The organism is Paenibacillus segetis (assembly GCF_014639155.1).
GTDB lineage: Bacteria > Bacillota > Bacilli > Paenibacillales > Paenibacillaceae > Fontibacillus > Fontibacillus segetis.
On record NZ_BMFT01000001.1, the window covers coordinates 1,980,678 to 1,997,998 of the forward strand.

15 protein-coding genes and 1 pseudogene are annotated in these 17,321 nt (G+C 40.6%); 14 read left to right on the forward strand and 2 right to left on the reverse strand.

The annotated features are described in order from the left end of the window. Nucleotides 1-134 precede the first annotated feature (134 nt). The 11 genes and pseudogenes from IEW05_RS09175 to IEW05_RS09220 all read left to right on the forward strand — a co-directional run. Nucleotides 135-1,562 (forward strand): annotated as a pseudogene (locus tag IEW05_RS09175) (purple acid phosphatase family protein); the annotation flags it as partial. A gap of 36 nt (nucleotides 1,563-1,598) precedes the next feature. Continuing rightward, nucleotides 1,599-2,135, forward strand: coding sequence for an S-layer homology domain-containing protein (locus IEW05_RS26070; RefSeq protein ID WP_373285826.1), 537 nt, complete (start codon nucleotides 1,599-1,601; stop codon nucleotides 2,133-2,135). A gap of 227 nt (nucleotides 2,136-2,362) precedes the next feature. Beyond that, nucleotides 2,363-3,319 carry an ABC transporter permease gene (locus tag IEW05_RS09180; RefSeq protein WP_188537946.1) on the forward strand — a complete coding sequence of 319 codons (957 nt, stop codon included), beginning with the start codon at nucleotides 2,363-2,365 and terminating at the stop codon, nucleotides 3,317-3,319. A 12-nt stretch (nucleotides 3,320-3,331) separates the two neighbouring features. Then, the gene (locus IEW05_RS09185; RefSeq protein WP_188537949.1) at nucleotides 3,332-4,264 is read left to right on the forward strand and encodes a carbohydrate ABC transporter permease; all 933 of its coding nucleotides are present in this window, start codon (nucleotides 3,332-3,334) and stop codon (nucleotides 4,262-4,264) included. Between the two features lie 85 nt (nucleotides 4,265-4,349). Next, the gene (locus tag IEW05_RS09190) at nucleotides 4,350-5,843 is read left to right on the forward strand and encodes an ABC transporter substrate-binding protein (RefSeq protein WP_188537951.1); all 1,494 of its coding nucleotides are present in this window, start codon (nucleotides 4,350-4,352) and stop codon (nucleotides 5,841-5,843) included. Between the two features lie 141 nt (nucleotides 5,844-5,984). After that, nucleotides 5,985-7,739, forward strand: a complete 1,755-nt coding sequence (locus IEW05_RS09195) for a sensor histidine kinase (RefSeq protein WP_188537953.1) — start codon at nucleotides 5,985-5,987, stop codon at nucleotides 7,737-7,739. Further along, complete coding sequence (locus tag IEW05_RS09200; RefSeq protein WP_188537955.1) at nucleotides 7,724-8,485, forward strand: response regulator transcription factor; 762 nt, start codon at nucleotides 7,724-7,726, stop codon at nucleotides 8,483-8,485. The genes IEW05_RS09195 and IEW05_RS09200 overlap by 16 nt, the downstream gene beginning before the upstream one ends. Nucleotides 8,486-8,516: 31 nt before the next feature. After that, complete coding sequence (locus IEW05_RS09205) at nucleotides 8,517-10,037, forward strand: ABC transporter substrate-binding protein (RefSeq protein ID WP_188537958.1); 1,521 nt, start codon at nucleotides 8,517-8,519, stop codon at nucleotides 10,035-10,037. Nucleotides 10,038-10,319: 282 nt separating this feature from the next. After that, the gene (locus IEW05_RS09210) at nucleotides 10,320-11,444 is read left to right on the forward strand and encodes a GerAB/ArcD/ProY family transporter (RefSeq protein ID WP_268238724.1); all 1,125 of its coding nucleotides are present in this window, start codon (nucleotides 10,320-10,322) and stop codon (nucleotides 11,442-11,444) included. Then, nucleotides 11,441-12,892: a spore germination protein gene (locus IEW05_RS09215; RefSeq protein ID WP_188537960.1), complete on the forward strand. Its 1,452-nt coding sequence runs from the start codon at nucleotides 11,441-11,443 to the stop codon at nucleotides 12,890-12,892. Before IEW05_RS09210 ends, IEW05_RS09215 begins: the two co-directional genes overlap by 4 nt. Next, nucleotides 12,889-14,025 (forward strand): Ger(x)C family spore germination protein, encoded by a 1,137-nt coding sequence (locus tag IEW05_RS09220; protein WP_188537963.1) that lies wholly within the window; start codon nucleotides 12,889-12,891, stop codon nucleotides 14,023-14,025. The genes IEW05_RS09215 and IEW05_RS09220 overlap by 4 nt, the downstream gene beginning before the upstream one ends. Before the next feature lie 463 nt (nucleotides 14,026-14,488). Here the strand turns inward: IEW05_RS09220 and IEW05_RS09225 are convergent, their stop codons facing one another. After that, nucleotides 14,489-14,869, reverse strand: coding sequence for a MerR family transcriptional regulator (locus tag IEW05_RS09225; protein WP_188537965.1), 381 nt, complete (start codon nucleotides 14,867-14,869; stop codon nucleotides 14,489-14,491). Between the two features lie 172 nt (nucleotides 14,870-15,041). Here IEW05_RS09225 and IEW05_RS09230 point away from each other — a divergent pair, with 172 nt between their 5' ends. Both IEW05_RS09230 and IEW05_RS09235 read left to right on the forward strand, forming a co-directional pair. Then, nucleotides 15,042-15,362, forward strand: coding sequence for a carboxymuconolactone decarboxylase family protein (locus IEW05_RS09230; RefSeq protein WP_188537967.1), 321 nt, complete (start codon nucleotides 15,042-15,044; stop codon nucleotides 15,360-15,362). Between the two features lie 20 nt (nucleotides 15,363-15,382). Continuing rightward, the gene (locus IEW05_RS09235) at nucleotides 15,383-15,778 is read left to right on the forward strand and encodes a cupin domain-containing protein (RefSeq protein WP_188537969.1); all 396 of its coding nucleotides are present in this window, start codon (nucleotides 15,383-15,385) and stop codon (nucleotides 15,776-15,778) included. Nucleotides 15,779-15,848: 70 nt separating this feature from the next. Here the strand turns inward: IEW05_RS09235 and IEW05_RS09240 are convergent, their stop codons facing one another. Continuing rightward, entirely contained in the window at nucleotides 15,849-16,700 is an 852-nt protein-coding gene (locus IEW05_RS09240) for an aldo/keto reductase (RefSeq protein WP_188537971.1), read from the reverse strand. Between the two features lie 161 nt (nucleotides 16,701-16,861). Here IEW05_RS09240 and IEW05_RS09245 point away from each other — a divergent pair, with 161 nt between their 5' ends. Then, entirely contained in the window at nucleotides 16,862-17,293 is a 432-nt protein-coding gene (locus IEW05_RS09245) for a MerR family transcriptional regulator (protein ID WP_188537973.1), read from the forward strand. Nucleotides 17,294-17,321 lie beyond the last annotated feature (28 nt).

Here is a 17,321-nt window from a genome sequence, read left to right on the forward strand (position 1 = left end):
AAGTATATTTCATAAGATTAATTATCTCAATTTCATTTTACAAAGTACGACATTAACGTTAACAATCAACGAACAATGTATTGTTATGATAAAAATTCCGACTTACATATCTACAACCAAGAGGAGAGTACACAATGTTTATGAAGTTTAAAAAAGGGTCAGCAACAATTCTATCAGTTGCACTAGTTCTCGGTTTAGCCACTGTCCCATCAGCATTGCCTGCCTATGCTGAATCGTTAGGGAACACAAGTAATGAGATTAGTAAAATTACGGCTACATTTTATGGCGACACCACAAGTTCCAAAGGATTTACCTGGTATACTTCTAAAGTTTTTACAGGCAGCACAGTACAAGTAACAAAAAAAACGAGTTCTAATGCTGATTTTACGAATGCTATCGAATTTGAAGGTACATCCTCTCTATCGACCAATTCTGGAGAAGAGCTTGTTCATAAAGCAGTAGCTACAGGACTTGAAGCGAACACTACTTATTATTATCGTGTAGGTGACAAAGAGCGTGGGACATGGAGCGAAACAGGTACGTTCCTGACTGCTCCTAAGAGCGGTGAATTTACCTTTATCGATATAGCTGATACTCAAGCAAAAAGCGAAGATGAAGCCATATTGTCTGCAGAGACGCTCGAGAAAGCACTTCAAACTGTAGATAATGCTCAATTTGTCGTCCATAACGGAGATATCGTAGATACGGGTACGAAGGAAGAACAGTGGAACTGGCTACTGGGTCATTCACAAGAAAGTTTACTGAATACAACCATTGTTCCTTCAGCGGGTAATCACGAAGATGAGAACTACGCTTTTTATGAGCACTTTAATATTAACGCCCCTGCGGGCTCTGCTACAGAAACAGGAGCGTATTATTCCTATGATTACAGCAATACTCATTTTATCGTTCTGAACTCCAATGAGGATTCCGAGAAATACGCCAATTTCTCCGAAGATCAAGTTGAATGGTTAAAGAAAGATGCTATAGCAGCCAAAAAGGCTGGTGCAAAGTGGATCATTGTTAACATTCATAAAGGTCCCTACACTACGTCTAATCATGCATCAGATGATGACATCATGAATGACAACGGCGTTCGCAACCAAATTGCACCACTCATGGCCGAGCTTGATATCGACTTTGTTATGCAAGGTCACGATCATATTTATGCTCGAACCAAACCAATCGCACAAGATGGCAAAGCAACAACGCCATCAAAAGTAACTGAAACATTAAATGGAGAAACCATTGAATATAGTGTTGATCCTGATGGAAGTATTTATATTATTCCCGCAACGGCAGGACCCAAAGTTTACTACAAGAACCCAAGTGAAAAGCTTGGAGATAGCTACTACAACCTCTTTGAACGAGCTGAAGAGAATCATGCGGCACCCTATGGCCCAGATCCAAATGATGATCGTAGACCGAAACGTTCACAGATACAGAACTTTGTTGGCATCACCGTAGATGGAAACAAACTTACAGCCGTTACGTATGAAATCGATCAAAGTAAATATGATGCCAAGCCATATATTGTTGATCAATTCGGTATCATCAAACAAGATGCAGAAACGCCTCCAACGAGTGTAGAACCTACTGTGTCTCTGAAAGACATCTCCGGACATTGGGCGAAAAGTGCTATTGAGGCCGGTGTTGCTGCAGGATACATTTCAGGTTACAGTGATCAGTCATTTAAACCAAACGCGAAAATTAACCGTGCTGAGTTCATTTCGATGCTTGGTCGTGCTCTACAAATGAATGAAACAACGATTTCACTGACATTTACAGATTCAAAGAATATACCATCATGGGCAACCTCTTATATTTCTCAAGCTGTAGAAGCAGAAATTATTAGTGGCTATACAGATGGCACGTTCAGAGCAGATAAACAACTCAATCGTTCAGAGATTACAACATGGATGGTTCGTGCTGCGAAGCTTAAAGTCAATACAAAAGCACCGCTTTCCTTCTCCGATAAGAACTCTATCCCGACGTGGGCTGTACCTTATGTTGCGACAGCCGTTGAGGAAGGACTTGTGACTGGTGTTAGTCAGAACCGATTTGCCCCTGAGCTAATGGTTACTCGTGCAGAAGCAGCAGCCTTTATCTCAAAATTGTTGAAAGTAACAAACTAACTACGTTAACCATATATTTTTTACTGAAAGACCTCCCTCTCATTTGTGTATGAGAACGAGGTCTTTCTTTATTTTCCACTCACATGTTTGGTAAGTAGAATTTTTCGAATCTAACGTTTGTTGACTATAGTATCAAGTTTGTTGTCTAGAAGCACCCGCTTCTCCTCTTATACAATGAACTTAACAAGTTCAAAACAAGCGATAAAACACCATAAGGAGTGACAGATATGAGCTCTAAAGCCGAACAAAAAGAAAAACGTAAGCGCTTACCTTTCCGTTGGCATAAGCAAGATACGGAACTTACCCTCTTGGCATTGCCGACGACGATCTGGTACATCTTGTTTTGTTTCTTACCTATGTTCGGGATCATTATCGCCTTCAAAAACTTTAGAATTAGCGGCGGGTTCTTGAGCAATGTGTTTAAGAGTCCATGGGTAGGATTTAAAAACTTTGAGTTTCTATTCAAGTCAAATGATGCTTGGGTCATTATTCGTAACACCATTGGCTACAATATTATTTTTATCATTCTGGGTATTGTGCTCCCTGTTCTATTCGCTATTATGATCGGGCTACTCCACAGCCGTAAAGCAAGTAAAGTCTATCAGACGATGATGTTTCTCCCTTACTTCTTATCATGGGTCGTCGTATCTGCTGTGGGTTGGGCGTTCCTAAGTTTTGATAAAGGGATTGTCAATTCAATGCTCGTCAATATGGGAGGCGATCCTGTTAACTGGTATATGGAACCGTCATACTGGCCATTCTTTCTGATCTTCTTGAATGTCTGGAAAGGACTAGGCTATGGAATGGTTATTTATCTGGCAACCATCACAAGCCTTGATAGCACTTATTATGAAGCTGCAATTATTGATGGTGCTTCTATATGGCAGCAGACGAGATATATAACATTGCCAATGCTCAAACTAGTTATCGTCATGATGTTCATTTTATCAGTTGGACGTATATTCTACACCGATTTTGGTTTGTTCTATCAGGTTACACGAGATTCCAATTCTCTGTTCAACGTGGCTACCACCATCGATGTCATGGTCTATAAACAATTAAAAACCGCTACCGTGGGGATGGCATCAGCAGCCGCCTTTGTTCAGTCCGTACTAGGTTGTGCAACTATTCTAACCGCTAACTGGATCGTACGCAAAATTGATTCTGATAGCGCGATGATGTAAGGAGGTATGACGATGAGAATTAAAACTACTATTTCTGACTCTGGTCTTGAGAAATTTAACCGTACTAGCAATGTCACCAACCTCTTTTTCAATCTGGTCTTTATCTTCTTAGCGCTAGTCTGTGTCATTCCTGTAGTTGTTGTTCTCTCTATTTCATTTTCCAGTGAAGCTTCCATACGTGAGACAGGATATCATTTATTACCGACTGTTCTGTCAGGTGAAGCTTACGGCTATATTGTCAAGCAAGGAACGATGATTCTGCGGGCGCTCGGCGTATCCGCACTTGTAACAGTGGCTGGTACTGTACTCGGTGTATTCCTTACCACCTCCATGGGATATGTAATTTCTCGCCCAACATACAAGCTGAAGGGCTTTCTAACTTGGGTGGTATTCATCCCCATGGTATTCAATGGTGGTTTGGTATCCAGTTACTTCATTAATTCAAATCTATTAGGACTAAAGGATAGTGTCTGGGCACTTATTCTGCCGCTGGCTGTCTCATCGTTCAACGTTATCATTTGTAAGACCTTCTTCAAAAGTACGATTCCCGATGGGTTGGTTGAATCTGCTGAAATTGATGGCGCTAGCCAGCTACGAATCTTTTTCTCAATCATTCTACCGATCTCCTTACCGGTTATTGCTACAATTGGACTATTTCTCTGCTTCGGTTACTGGAATGACTGGTTCCAATCGATGCTCTATATAGACAACCAGAACCTATATTCTCTGCAAGCATTACTGAATAGCTTGATGAGCAATGTTGATGCACTCGCCAAGAATGCCGCAAGTATGGGCGTTAGTTACGCGGTACTCGTCGCAACGATGCCGAAGGAATCTGCCCGTATGGCTGTAGCCATTCTCATTGTTCTGCCTGTAGCTTTCGCCTACCCTTTCTTCCAGAAGTATTTTATTTCTGGTCTAACGGTCGGCGCTGTCAAAGGTTAATGACGAAATAAGCCAAGCAAACTTGGTTTATGATAAATCACTGTAGAACTATTACGGTGATATAACTTCAAAAGGGGGAAATCAAATGAAGAAATCTTGGAAGTTTATCTCTATGCTGTGTGTACTGACACTAATGTTGACTGCTTTAGCAGCCTGTGGTGGCTCGAATTCTGCTTCAACAACAGATGAATCTACGAAGGCAACAGACGCACCAAAGGACACAACAACGGTCAGTAAGGATATTCCGACTTTGGTCTGGTGGACCATCGGTGGTCAAGTACCTAATAACTTCAGTAAAGCTATTGATGCTATGAATGAATACACCGCTGAGAAAATTGGTGTGAAAATTGACATCAAGGTAGCCAGCTGGGGTGAATGGGATACAAAAATAAACACGATTGTGAATACTGGCGAACCCTTCGATATTATGTTCACGAACAGCGGTAAATACAGCAAACAAGTAGCTATGGGTGCTTTTGCCGATATCACGGATCTGGTTCAAAGTGAATCACCTGACTTATACAAAGCGATTCCTGAAAAAGTATGGGAAGGCACAAAAATTGGCGGTAAGTATTATTCCGTTCCTACCTACAAAGATTCAGCCCTAACACAGTATTGGGTATTCGATGATAAATATGTGCAAAAGTACAATATCGATATCAACAATATTAAAACACTTCAAGATCTTGAAAAGCCACTGCGCGCTATGAAGGCTGAAGGCAAGAATTTCTACCCAATGCCAATGACTCAAGGTGATGGCTTGAATGGTTTCTTTAACGAATATGACGATTTAACACTAGGCTTCCCTCCTATTGGCGTAAAAGCTGACGATGCATCGCGCACAGTTGTCTCTGTTCTCGAGCAGCCTGATATTATGAACAACCTAAAAATCTTGCATGGATTATATCAAGATGGCATCATCAACCCTGATGCTCCGACGAAAACGGAGAAAGATAAAGGCCAAGCATTCTTTTCAGCTCAGGCGTTTCCAGGTGCAGAAGTAAGCTGGCAAATCAATGATGCTGTAGAAAAGTATACTATGTTTCAGCACTATGGACCTATTTATACAACGAGTACAATTCAAGGCTCCCTCAATGCGATTTCTGCGAATTCAAAATATAAAAAAGAAGCCTTGAAATACCTTGAATTAGTCAACACAGACCCAAAATTGCGTAATATGCTAGCATTTGGTGAGTTAGGTGTAGACTACCAAAGTGTCGATGGTGAAAAGGTAATCGAGCGTACTTCCGATACTTGGCCACTAGCTGCCTACACACAAGGTACATTCTTTGATCTAGCGGTACAAAAAGGTGCCCCTGTCGATCAATGGGATCAAGTTAAGAAACTGAATGATGCAGCGACCTCTTCCTCTATACTTGGTTTCGCACTGGACATCAGCGATCTTCAGACTGAAGTAGCAAATTGCCAAGCTGTATGGGATAAATACAAATATGAAGTCATTACAGGCGCATCCGATCCGGAGAAAATGGTTCCGAAAATTACAGCTGAATTAAAATCCGCTGGTATGGACACGATTATGAAAGCTGCTCAAGAGCAAATTAATAATTACTTCAAGTAAGATTACATTCATGAGCATCCCCTATTGAGGTACTCGATACGGGATGCTTTTTTCATGCTATCTATGAAGCTTTGCGTAAATCTGTTAAAGTGGAATAGTAAGCGCTTACTTTAAGACGACCTATTGTAATTGAGGTGTCGTATGAGCTCTTTTTTACAGATCAAAATTTATCGTCACAAGTTTATTGCCTATGTCATCTTCGTTGTAACCATTGGTCTCGCGCTAGCCATTTTGACCTGTGCGATGCTGCTGAATCAATGGGTTGGTGATGCCCGTATAGAGGCTGCTAATGCTTTTGCTGGTGTAGAGAATGAGCTACAGTATGATGCCGATCGAATTGAGGCTTACATGCAGCGAATATACTCTAATCCTAGTCTGATGAATGATGCTCGTAGCTTTCTAAACAACAGTGCTGAAGACTACTTAACTAGTAGACTGCAAAACAGTCAATTCTCTCAGCCGTTGGTCTCCTTCCCAGAGGATATCAAAACCTATTTATACAGCTGGGCGCAAGGTGAAATTACACAGATTAGTCTGCATACCAACCAGTATGGGAATGTCGTACGTTTTAACGATAACGGAATTGAAAGTTTTATGTTCGGGCTTCCAAATACAGACGAAACCTTTCACGATACCATTCTAAAAGGATTCGTATATCGCAAGAAACTATCGGATGTGGCACAGGGTTCTCAAGAATTCGGGGAGCTACGTTTCTTAGTCAGTAGTGATCAAATCTTTAAATCCATACAAAATTATCGATTAGGTAAGGCTGCTGCAGTCAGTGCTTCCGGTGACATATACTTAATCGGTAATGGTCCAGCCCAAGAAATGAAGGAACTATCCCGACTTGCGGTGGAGAATGAACGCAGTCATGGTTTTATTTCGAAGGGTCTATTTAAGCACAACTATTTTGTCACCTTTCCCTCAACCAAGTTCAATTTCAAATTCGTTAGCATCATTGATTTATCTACGCTGATCCAACAGCATGCTAGGATGCTACAGACCATCTTTCTGATCGTATTAGCGACGATGATTTGTGTACTGCTACTCATAGTGTACAATTTGCGGGATGATGCCCTCTTCCTCCACCGCATTATTCAGTCGATTGGACGCGTGAAAACAGCCAATTTTACCCCTAATCGCCCTGCTCGTTATCGTCGAAATGAATACGGCATGATCGCAAGGGAATTAGACGATATGATTCAACAATTAGATAAGCATATACGTAACGAATATTTACTGAAGATTAAGCAGCAGGAAACTGAAATGAAAGCACTCCAACATCAAATTAACCCTCATTTTTTATACAATACGTTAGAGGTTATCCGCTCTACCGCTCTTGTTAACCAGGACAGGGATACGGCTGACGCAATTGCTACTTTAGGGGCGCTCTATCGTGAAATTGTCAAAAAGGAGAATATTATTTCGATTGCCAGTGAGCTGGAATTACTTCAAAAGTACTTAGAAATTATGGAGTTTAAGTATCCTGAACGTTTTTATTATCAAGTTAATGTAGAGCCTGCGTTACTTAAGGTCCCTACCGTGAAATTCTGGATGCAGCCTTTGGCTGAGAATTTTTTCGTCCATGGATTTAGCGCTAGTAATGAGTTTAATTTGTATGTAGTTAATGGCTGGGAAGCTGATGACCATTATGTATTGGAATTCGTGGATAATGGGCGTGGTATTCATGAAGAGCGTTTAAATACAATTCGAAGCACACTCTCTAACAATGATGATACTTCATCCAAAAGTATCGGTTTACGGAACGTCAACACGCGACTTCACTTCTTCTATGGGAACAGCTTTTCAATGAAGATTGAGAATAATGAGGAAGCTGGAGTAAAGATATCTGTAAAGATTTCAAAAGAGGTGACCTTAGAATGTACAAACTGCTGATAATGGATGATGAACCTCAGATTTTGGAAGGAATGAAGCGAATTCTGGACTGGGAACAATACGGCTTTGGTATGATCGAAACCTGTGAATCTACGGATGTGGCCATCTCAAAAGTTGTAGACTTGCTGCCAGATGTCGCAATTTTTGATGTCTGCGTTGGTCAGAATCTTGGATATGAAGCTATCCGTACACTCAACAAGCTCCATATCCCTACGAAATATGTCATTATGAGCGGCTATAGTGAATTCAAGTATGCCCAAGAAGCCATTCGCTGTGGTGTCAAAGACTATCTACTCAAGCCTCTAGAACGAACAAAGTTGCAGCAAGTTATTGAGAAGATTATTGTTGAAGATCTCCATGGTACGATAGGTAATATTAGCAGCGAGCATTTAAACAAGGATCCGGTTCTGGGTGTTAGCTATGACAGCTTATCCAAGCTGGTCAACCGCATTCTGCTGATGATCAAAACGGAGTATGCTCAGAATATTACCTTGAAATCAGTGGCTGAGCGCTTTCAGATGAACAGTACTTACCTTGGACAATTATTTCTTAAAGAAACTGAAATGAAATTTTCAGAATACCTCATGTCTTACCGTATGCTCCTTGCCCAAGAACGAATTCAATCGACAAGCGAGAAGATTTCTTATATCGCGTTTTCCGTTGGCTACAACAATCTCAATTATTTCTATACTCACTTTCATAGTTTCTTTGGAAAATCCCCCTCTGATCTTCGGGGAAAAGATTAACAACGAACTCGGTAGAAAGGAGAAAATTTCGATGCTAAAGCGCTCTAGACACAGATATATTTTCATGACAATCAGTCTTATTCTGTTACTCACAGCGAATATGACGGGTTGTTCCCGGGAGCCTAGCATAAATAATTATGATACATTTGGGGGTGAGCCTGTAAATCTAATTTATTACACGATTGGAGAGCCCGACAAAGATTTGCAGCTCGTAAACGATAAAATCAATGAAATCATGGCTCGTAAAATCGGTGTTACGATCACCTATATCAAGGTAGGTTGGCAAGAATATGAAGATCGGTTGAACACGCTTATCTCTGCAGGAAGTACTTTCGATATAGCTTTTGCATCCAATTATGCAACCACAGCTATGCGTGGGTCTTGGCTGAGACTTGATGATTACCTTACGAGTATGGGTAAAGATTTGTACAACAACGTTGACCCCATCTTTTGGCAAGGGGTACGAATGAACGATGGAAGTATTTACGGTGTACCCACCAATAAAGAGCTGGCCGTACGTGATCATTGGATGTACCCTGCTTCAATAGTGGAAAAGTATAATATCGACATTACAAAGTACAATACGTTAGAATCGCTCGATCCATTGCTCCGGATGATTAAACAGGAAGAACCTGCTTACATCCCTATGGAATTAGATCGGGATTCACACAATTTCTTCGCTCTCTATGGTTACGAATATATTGTAAACAATAAAATTCCCTTGATGGTTAAATCCCTTGACCCAAACGCCGAGGTCGTGAATATCTTCGAGACAAAGGAAGCTCGACAAGTATTAGACACTTTACGTCATTATTATAAGGAAGGCTACATTAACAAGGATGCAGCGCTACGAGAGCCAGGAGGACTTAAACGTGGGGCTAAAGTATTCTGGAAGTCCTCAAGTGGTGGCCCACTCCCGGAAACTTCATGGAGTAAAGATCGTGGCTACAAGGTTGTATCGAATCCCGTAACCCCTACCGTCGTTACTACGGAATCCGTCCGTGGAGGAATCATGGCAGTAAATGCCAACACCAAGCATCCTGTTGAGTGTATCAAGTTTCTAAATCTACTGAATACTGATCCTGAAATACGTAACTTATTTAATTACGGAATTGAAGGAGTGCACTACACACTGGATGAACAAGGGCAAGTAGCCCTAATTCCTACCAAAGATAGCCACGGTGACCTGATCCCTGATGCACCAGCTAGATATACAGGAGTACAATACACACAGGGTAACTGGTTTATTCTGAAAACCATGGGCGGTGATAACCCGGAACCCCTCGATAAATGGGATCAGTTCCGCAAATACAACGCCGATGTAATCAAGTCCACTGTGCTCGGATTTACACCTGATCTATCCAAGTTTACTGTCCAAACCGATAATTTCGAGATGATTTGGAAGAAATACTATCCAAGCCTTATGACGGGTTCCGTCGATGTTGATACGATCCTCCCCAAGTTTAACGAGGAGCTAAAGCAAGCAGGCATCGACGAGGTGCGACAAGAAGTGCAAACGCAGTTGGATGCGTGGCGGGACTTAAAGAGGTAAACGCAATAGCGGCTCCCTCTTCCCGCTAGCGTCTTTGTTCCCAGTGACTAGAATCTCTCACCCGCAAGATTATAGCGGAGCCCCCCACCTCTTCTTCCGCTCCGCCTACCTCTTATTTGGCGCTTAGCCGCCCCGTCCGAAACCGGGTTACGGAATACCCAACGTCTTCAACGTCTTCAATGCCCCCTTGAACTGTACCAACTTCTCCATATGACCCATCCACTTTGGAATTGATATGCTGTGATGGAAGAATAAATCATCTATAAGAATGCCACTATAATAATGGACAAGTTGCCTGGTTTAATTAGGAGGCTGAGGATAATAAAAACTAATATTTCGTTTGCTCAATCCATCATGATTATTATGCTAAGCACAGGACTTCTGAATCATGTCATCATCATTCCTATACTTCTGGATGCGGCAAAGCGAGATGCCTGGATCTCAGTGCTACTGGCTGGTGCATGTGCCTTGATTTGGATTGTGATTCTGCACATCGGGGTCACCAAAATCAATAAGCAACATCTATTCGAATGGCTAGGAAAAGCTTATCACCCCCTCGTGAGCCGTTTATTAGCAGCAGTCGCATGCGTTTATTTGTTAGTCATATGTACGATTACAACCAGAGACACCGTATATTGGGTTCATCTAACCTTCTCTCCCGAAACACCAATCCTTGTATTAGCTATCATACTGCTGCTAATTTCGGCAGTAAGTGCTTACTTGGGTATCCATTCCCTCGCCAATACCGCCGGTATTTTATTACCTTTCGTGATTATTTTGGGCTTTTTCATCATGTTTTCTAACACACCCCATAAAGATTATTCTTTATTGAGGCCGATACTTGAACATGGCATGCAGCCTGTTTGGGGAGGTGCTATGTACGCTGGAGCTGGTTTTGTTGAGGTCATCATGTTGTTCTTTTTACAACACCACATCAGGTCTCGTTTGTCATATCTGTCCTTCCTGATTATGATCTTACTTCTCATAGGTCTCACGATGGGGCCAATCATTGGTGCCATTGTTGAATTTGGACCGGATGAGGCTGATAAGCTCAGATTTCCTGCATATGAGGAATGGAGATTACTAACGATCGGTCGATACATTGAACATCTAGACTTTTTTAGCGTGTATCAATGGTTCAGTGGTGCATTTCTGAGAATTTCACTGACCATGTTCCTAATTCTCGATATATTTCAAATTCAAAGCAGAAAAGTGAAAATGCTAGTGCTTGGCTGCATTTTTTTAATCATCGTTGTGGTCACTGAAATTCCTTTTGGGGACCAATTATTTCTTAAAATACTGTCTTCCTATGTCCTTCCGTTTTCTTTGTGGGGAGTGCTAGTTTTTTCCTTAATTATTGCGGGGCTGATCAGCTTGGCTCACCGAAGGGGGAAAGTTACATCATGAAGAAGTCTGACCAGAAAGAATCTCCAAAGTTCGACGATTTGGTTTCGAGATTATTCGGTTCAAGTTCAGATATCAAGAGAAAGACCGTCCCTTTGTCGGATTCGAAATTTGCCGTACAACTGGTTTATTGCCAAGGGTTGTGTGATGTAATCAAAGTGGAGCAATTCATCATACCCGAATTGAAAAAAATTACGGAACCTCTCCTCTTATCGGATGAACTAGATCTTCAGCAAAAGGTTCCATTTCTGATGTCATCCCTCCAATCGGAGGAAATGGAAAGTTCGTTGAGGGAGGCCGTGTTGGGGGGGAATCTATTTCTTCGATTTACACCTTCGAATCAATGTTACTCCGTGGCATTGGCCGATCCTCCCAAACGACAACCGGAGGAACCGAATACGGAAGTGTCAACAAGAGGGCCTAGGGATGGTTTTACGGAAGAGTCATTTACCAATATTGCTCTTATTCGAAAACGGCTTAAGACCGATTTATTAGCGGTTGAAGAATTCACGATTGGATCCAAAACAGCTACTGGGGTTCATCTCCTATATCTCAAAGACACGATCAAGCCTCATGTTCTTCAGGAGATAAAGACTAGACTGTCCGGTATTCAAGTTAAAGGACTTGTGAGCAGCACTCAGCTTGAAGAAAGTCTGACCGGATTTTCCTTATTTCCATTATTTTCGTATACGGGAAGACCTGACTATGCTGTGAATTCACTGCTCCATGGCAAATTTGTGCTTTTGACAAGTGGATCACCTACAGTGATCATTGCACCGGTGAGCTTTAACTTTTTGCTAAATACTTCGGAAGATGTCCACATGGTGAATGTCTTTGTTGCTTTTACGAGATTATTAAGAGTATTTGGAGTGTTTCTTTCCCTCTATTTACCTGGATTTTGGATCGCGCTCACTACGTTTCATCAAGATCAAATCCCTTTTACGTTACTTGCTACCTTAGTTAATTCGCGACAGGGAGTACCACTTCCGGCGCCCCTAGAGGCAATTGTGATGCTGATCTTGTTTGAGATTTTCCGGGAAGCGGGTATGAGGTTACCTTCTTCTTTTGGCCAGACATTATCGGTAGTGGGAGGTCTAATTATCGGTCAGGCGGCCATTAGTGCAGGTATTGCTGGTCCAGGTACTATTGTGGTTATAGCGATTTCGGTACTGGCTACCTTTACTTTAGTGAATCAATCATTGGTCAGTATCGTCAGCCTGATTCGAATTATTGTACTCATAATCAGCGGATTTCTAGGACTATTTGGTACGATGGTAAGTTTACTTGCTTTGATACTCTTTATGGTCAATTTAAGATCTTTCGGCACCTACTATCTTGACCCGTTATCTCCGCCGCATTTCAAAGAAATGTATAAGATTCTGTTCAGAATGCCATGGGGTAAGGGAAAGTTCACTGAAAATTCAGGGATTAAAGGACGAGAACACGAATGAAATTGATCCGATGCATTCTTGTCACCGGTCTGCTCTCCATGCTGCTCACGGGTTGTTGGGGAGCAAAGGAAATCGAGCACATGATCTATGTGAATACAATGGGAGTCGATTATGTAAACGACAAAGTCGTTGTTTATATCCAAATGGTTAACTTTAGTGGTGTTGCCAAGAAAGAAGCAGGTCAGGCCCAAGAACAGAAAACATTTGTAGGTAAGGCTGAGGGTGAAACGTTTGATGCTGCGATATTCAATTTGTATGCTTCAAGCCCTCAAATGATCATATGGAGTAATGTGAAAACGATCGTATTTAGTGAAGCGGCTCTAAGGGAAGACGTAATCAAACAAGTATTGGAAGTGTGGGATCGATATTATGAATTTCGTTACACCGTCTGGACTATGGCGACCAAAGAACCTATGGAAAAACTGCTGAATACTACGTCGATCACCGATTTATCCGTGATTTACTCGCAACTAAACAGTCCGATGCGAACATATGAACAAAGCTCTATCATCGCTCCGCTCTATCTATATAAGTTTATATGGAAATGGAAAGAGAAAGGTGAGACGCTTCAATTACCTTATCTAAGAATTGTGTCAGGCTGGACTAATAATGAAAAGCCTTCTCCCAACGTTAGTATTTCCGGGATTTGTTTTCTGGATAATCAGCAATTTCGGGGCGCCCTTGAGGCGAAAGATATTTTAGGGCTTCGGTGGCTAGAAAAAAAGACGAAAAGAACACCCCTGGTTATCAAAGATGAAAATAAAGAAATCGCTTTGATGGTCATGAACAAAATTAAATCATCTATTCGTCCCAAGCTGAAGCATGACAAGCCCGTCTTCGACATTGAAGTGTCTATGCAGGCCACACTTACTGAGATGAGTACAGGCTTAAATAAGAAAGATTTTGAACTTCATGCGATAGAAGAAGTGAAAAAACAAATTATGGAGACTTACCTAAAGGGTCTTGATAAAAAAATTGATATATATGGTCTTTCGAGTATTTTCTATCGCGATATGCCAAATGAGTGGAACAAACTAAGTAACGCGGGAAGAATCCCTCTAGATTCAGACAGCATCGACCAGTTTGATATCAAAGTGAATTTAAATAGTGGTGGTATATCCAAGTTAAAGTAATATAAATAACAGGCGTCCTCAACTATGGAGGACGCCTGTTATTTTTTAAGCTTCGTTTACGAGCTATCCAATGTCATAAATCTTCTATTTACTCAATCTATGCTGATGTAGAACTTTGAAATTCTAAAATTCCTTTTTTCAGACGCTGTAATCCATCCTCTAGTCGCGCTTTAGGACAAGCATAGTTCAATCTAATGAAATAGTTACCGTTTCCACCAAACATGGCACCATCTGAAACATACAAACCAGTTTCTTTCCTTATGAATTCACATAAATATTTTGTGTCATTAGTCACAGTCCCACAATCAATCCATGCTAAATAAGTTGCTTCTGAGTGAATGACTTGAAGCTGTCATGTTCATTTCCTCCTTGATGATTGATACGTTTATACCTTACAACTTAAAGTTCACTTAAAGTCAAACGGTGGAAATCAATTTATATTGAGCTCTCATCCATCACAACTCTACTTTTGCATAAGTTCAGTTTCTTTCCCTAATAATTTTCCGTTGTAACCTTCAATTTTCCATTCTAATCTTTTAATTATTTTATCAATCTGCTTTCGTTTTTCTATTTGTTTTTCTCTTTCATCAGCCAGAATTTTTTTTCGGGCTTCTATGGTATGATCTCCTTCCATAAATAAAGTTGTATATTCAATTAATGCCTCTATCGATAATCCCGCATCTCGCATACATTTTATAAATTCTATCCAGTTGATATCATCTTGCTTGTAATCGCGTATACCACTTTGTGTTCGGTTAACCGGAGGTATCAAACCTATGCGTTCATAATATCTCAATGTTGAAGGTGCCACACCAAATTGGTTTGCTACTTGCGTAATATTCATGATCTTCACCTCTCTTATCTCTTGAAATGAATCTATCACTTAAAGTTGACTTTAAGTCAATGGCACACAAATCCATATCTTCTATATATTCATGATGACTTGCCTTAAAGTGTACTTTAAGGTCTATACTTCGTCTTGTACTAAAATAAAAATGGGTGGAGGTACTAAAAATATGGCTGAGAAACAAACAGCGGGACGAGACTTGCTAGGAGAATTTGCCCCGAAATTCGCAGAACTGAATGATGATGTCTTATTTGGTGAAGTATGGTCAAGGGAGAAGGAATTATCTCCTCGAGATCGCAGCATGATTACTGTCTCCGCATTAATTGCTGGTGGAAACTTCGAACAATTAACTCCACATCTTCAAAAAGCGAAGGCAAATGGAGTAACAAAAGATGAAATAGCGGAGATCATCACTCATCTTTCGTTCTATGCAGGATGGCCCAAAGCCTGGTCCGCATTTAACATCGCGAAAGAAATTTATAAAAATTAATCAGAAGAAGGTATATTCATATGGAAAATGAACATTTAAACAACAGCACAATCTTTCCACTTGGACAAAAAGTTGAAGCAAACTTTATCGGCGATGCATACCTGCAAATGGTGTTTACTGACCCGACACCACTAAATGCTCCCATCGGAAATGTGACTTTTACTCCAGGAGCACGTAATAACTGGCACTCTCATAAAATCGGACAAGTATTATTAGTTACAGGTGGTGAGGGCTGGTATCAACAAGAAGGAAAATCAGCTCAATTACTTAAAACTGGAGATGTAGTGAATATCCCTCCGAATATAAAGCATTGGCATGGCGCTACAAAAGACAGTTGGTTTGTACAGCTGGCCATATCACCGGGAGAAACAGAATGGTTAGAACCAGTTGATGATGAGCTTTATAATAAATTATAAAAGAATAACGCATCGAATCTATGGATTCGATGCGTTATTCTTTTATTAGATTATCTTGTTATCAATATTATTAGATATCATATTTAACATTACCAAGCCATTTCACCATATCAGGATCATTATGTGAGAAGAACATACTTTTTTTCGTATCCAATGCAGCAATCGATTCCATATCTTCTATGTTTAATTCAAAATCAAAGATATTGAAGTTTTCAATGATTCTTTCCTTTCGAACTGACTTAGGAATCACTACCACTCCCCTTTGTGTCAGCCAACGTAAAATTACCTGCGCTACAGACTTTTTATATTTTTCGGCAATAGATACTAATACTTCATTCGTGAAGATGTCGTTTCTTCCTTCCGCAAAAGGAGCCCAAGATTCAATCTGAACATGGTTCTCTTTCATAAGGTTAGCACTTTCAATTTGTTGACAAAAAGGATGAGTTTCAATCTGGTTTACTGCAGGAACGATTTCATTATGAGTAATGAGATCTACCAGACGATCCATTTGGAAGTTACTAACTCCGATCGCCTTGGTCTGTCCTTCACGGTACAATTCCTCCATAGCACGCCAAGAACCATACACATCACCAAATGGCTGATGAATTAAGTATAAGTCGATATATTCCACTTGCAGTCGTTTCAGTGATTTATCGAATGCTTTCTTTGTGCTCTCATAACCGGTATCTTGAATCCATAGTTTGGTAGTAATAAATATTTCTTCTCTTGGCACACCGCTCCGCTTGATTGCTCTACCAACCGCCTCTTCATTTCGATAAGCCGAAGCCGTATCAATCAAACGATAACCTGCCATAATAGCATCATAAACGCTCTGTTCACATTCATTTGCGTCTTCAATCTGGTAAACACCAAAACCAAGGATCGGCATCTCAACACCATTATTCAAAATTACATTTTGCATATGAAAACCTCCTATTTTGTAGTACGTGTCGGATTACTAGTGTTCATCCTATTTACAGCTTCTGTTGTTAGGATTACAATTATTAGCCTATCAGGTTCGAGTAACACGAAGTCAAGAGGAGACGAAGAATTTTGATATACAATTTCTGAGGAGGCTCTACAATGTATTCTGTGAAAGAAGTAGCAAAGCTGCTTAATCTGACCGAACATACCATTCGTTACTACACGGATAAGGGGTTAGTTCCAACTATCCAACGAGACAAAAATAATAATCGGCTTTTTGATGACGAATCAATCAATTGGCTAACAGGTGTAAAATATCTGAAACAATGTGGTATGTCCGTAGAAGCAATTAAAAACTATGTAGACTTGTGTTTGTCTGGCGATTCTACCATTCAGGAACGTTATCAGATCATTTTGGAACATAAAGCTACTGCTCTGGCTCAATTGGAGGAAGCAAAACTCAAAGCCAAATATATGGAAGACAAAGCAAAGCACTACCTAGACATTATCAATCATGTGATTCCAGATGATACGAATCCAGCGAAATGGGATAAACCGAAGCAGAATAACTCTATAAGGAATTGTGAATAATTAACGGGGAAATGGAGCAGAAAGGGAG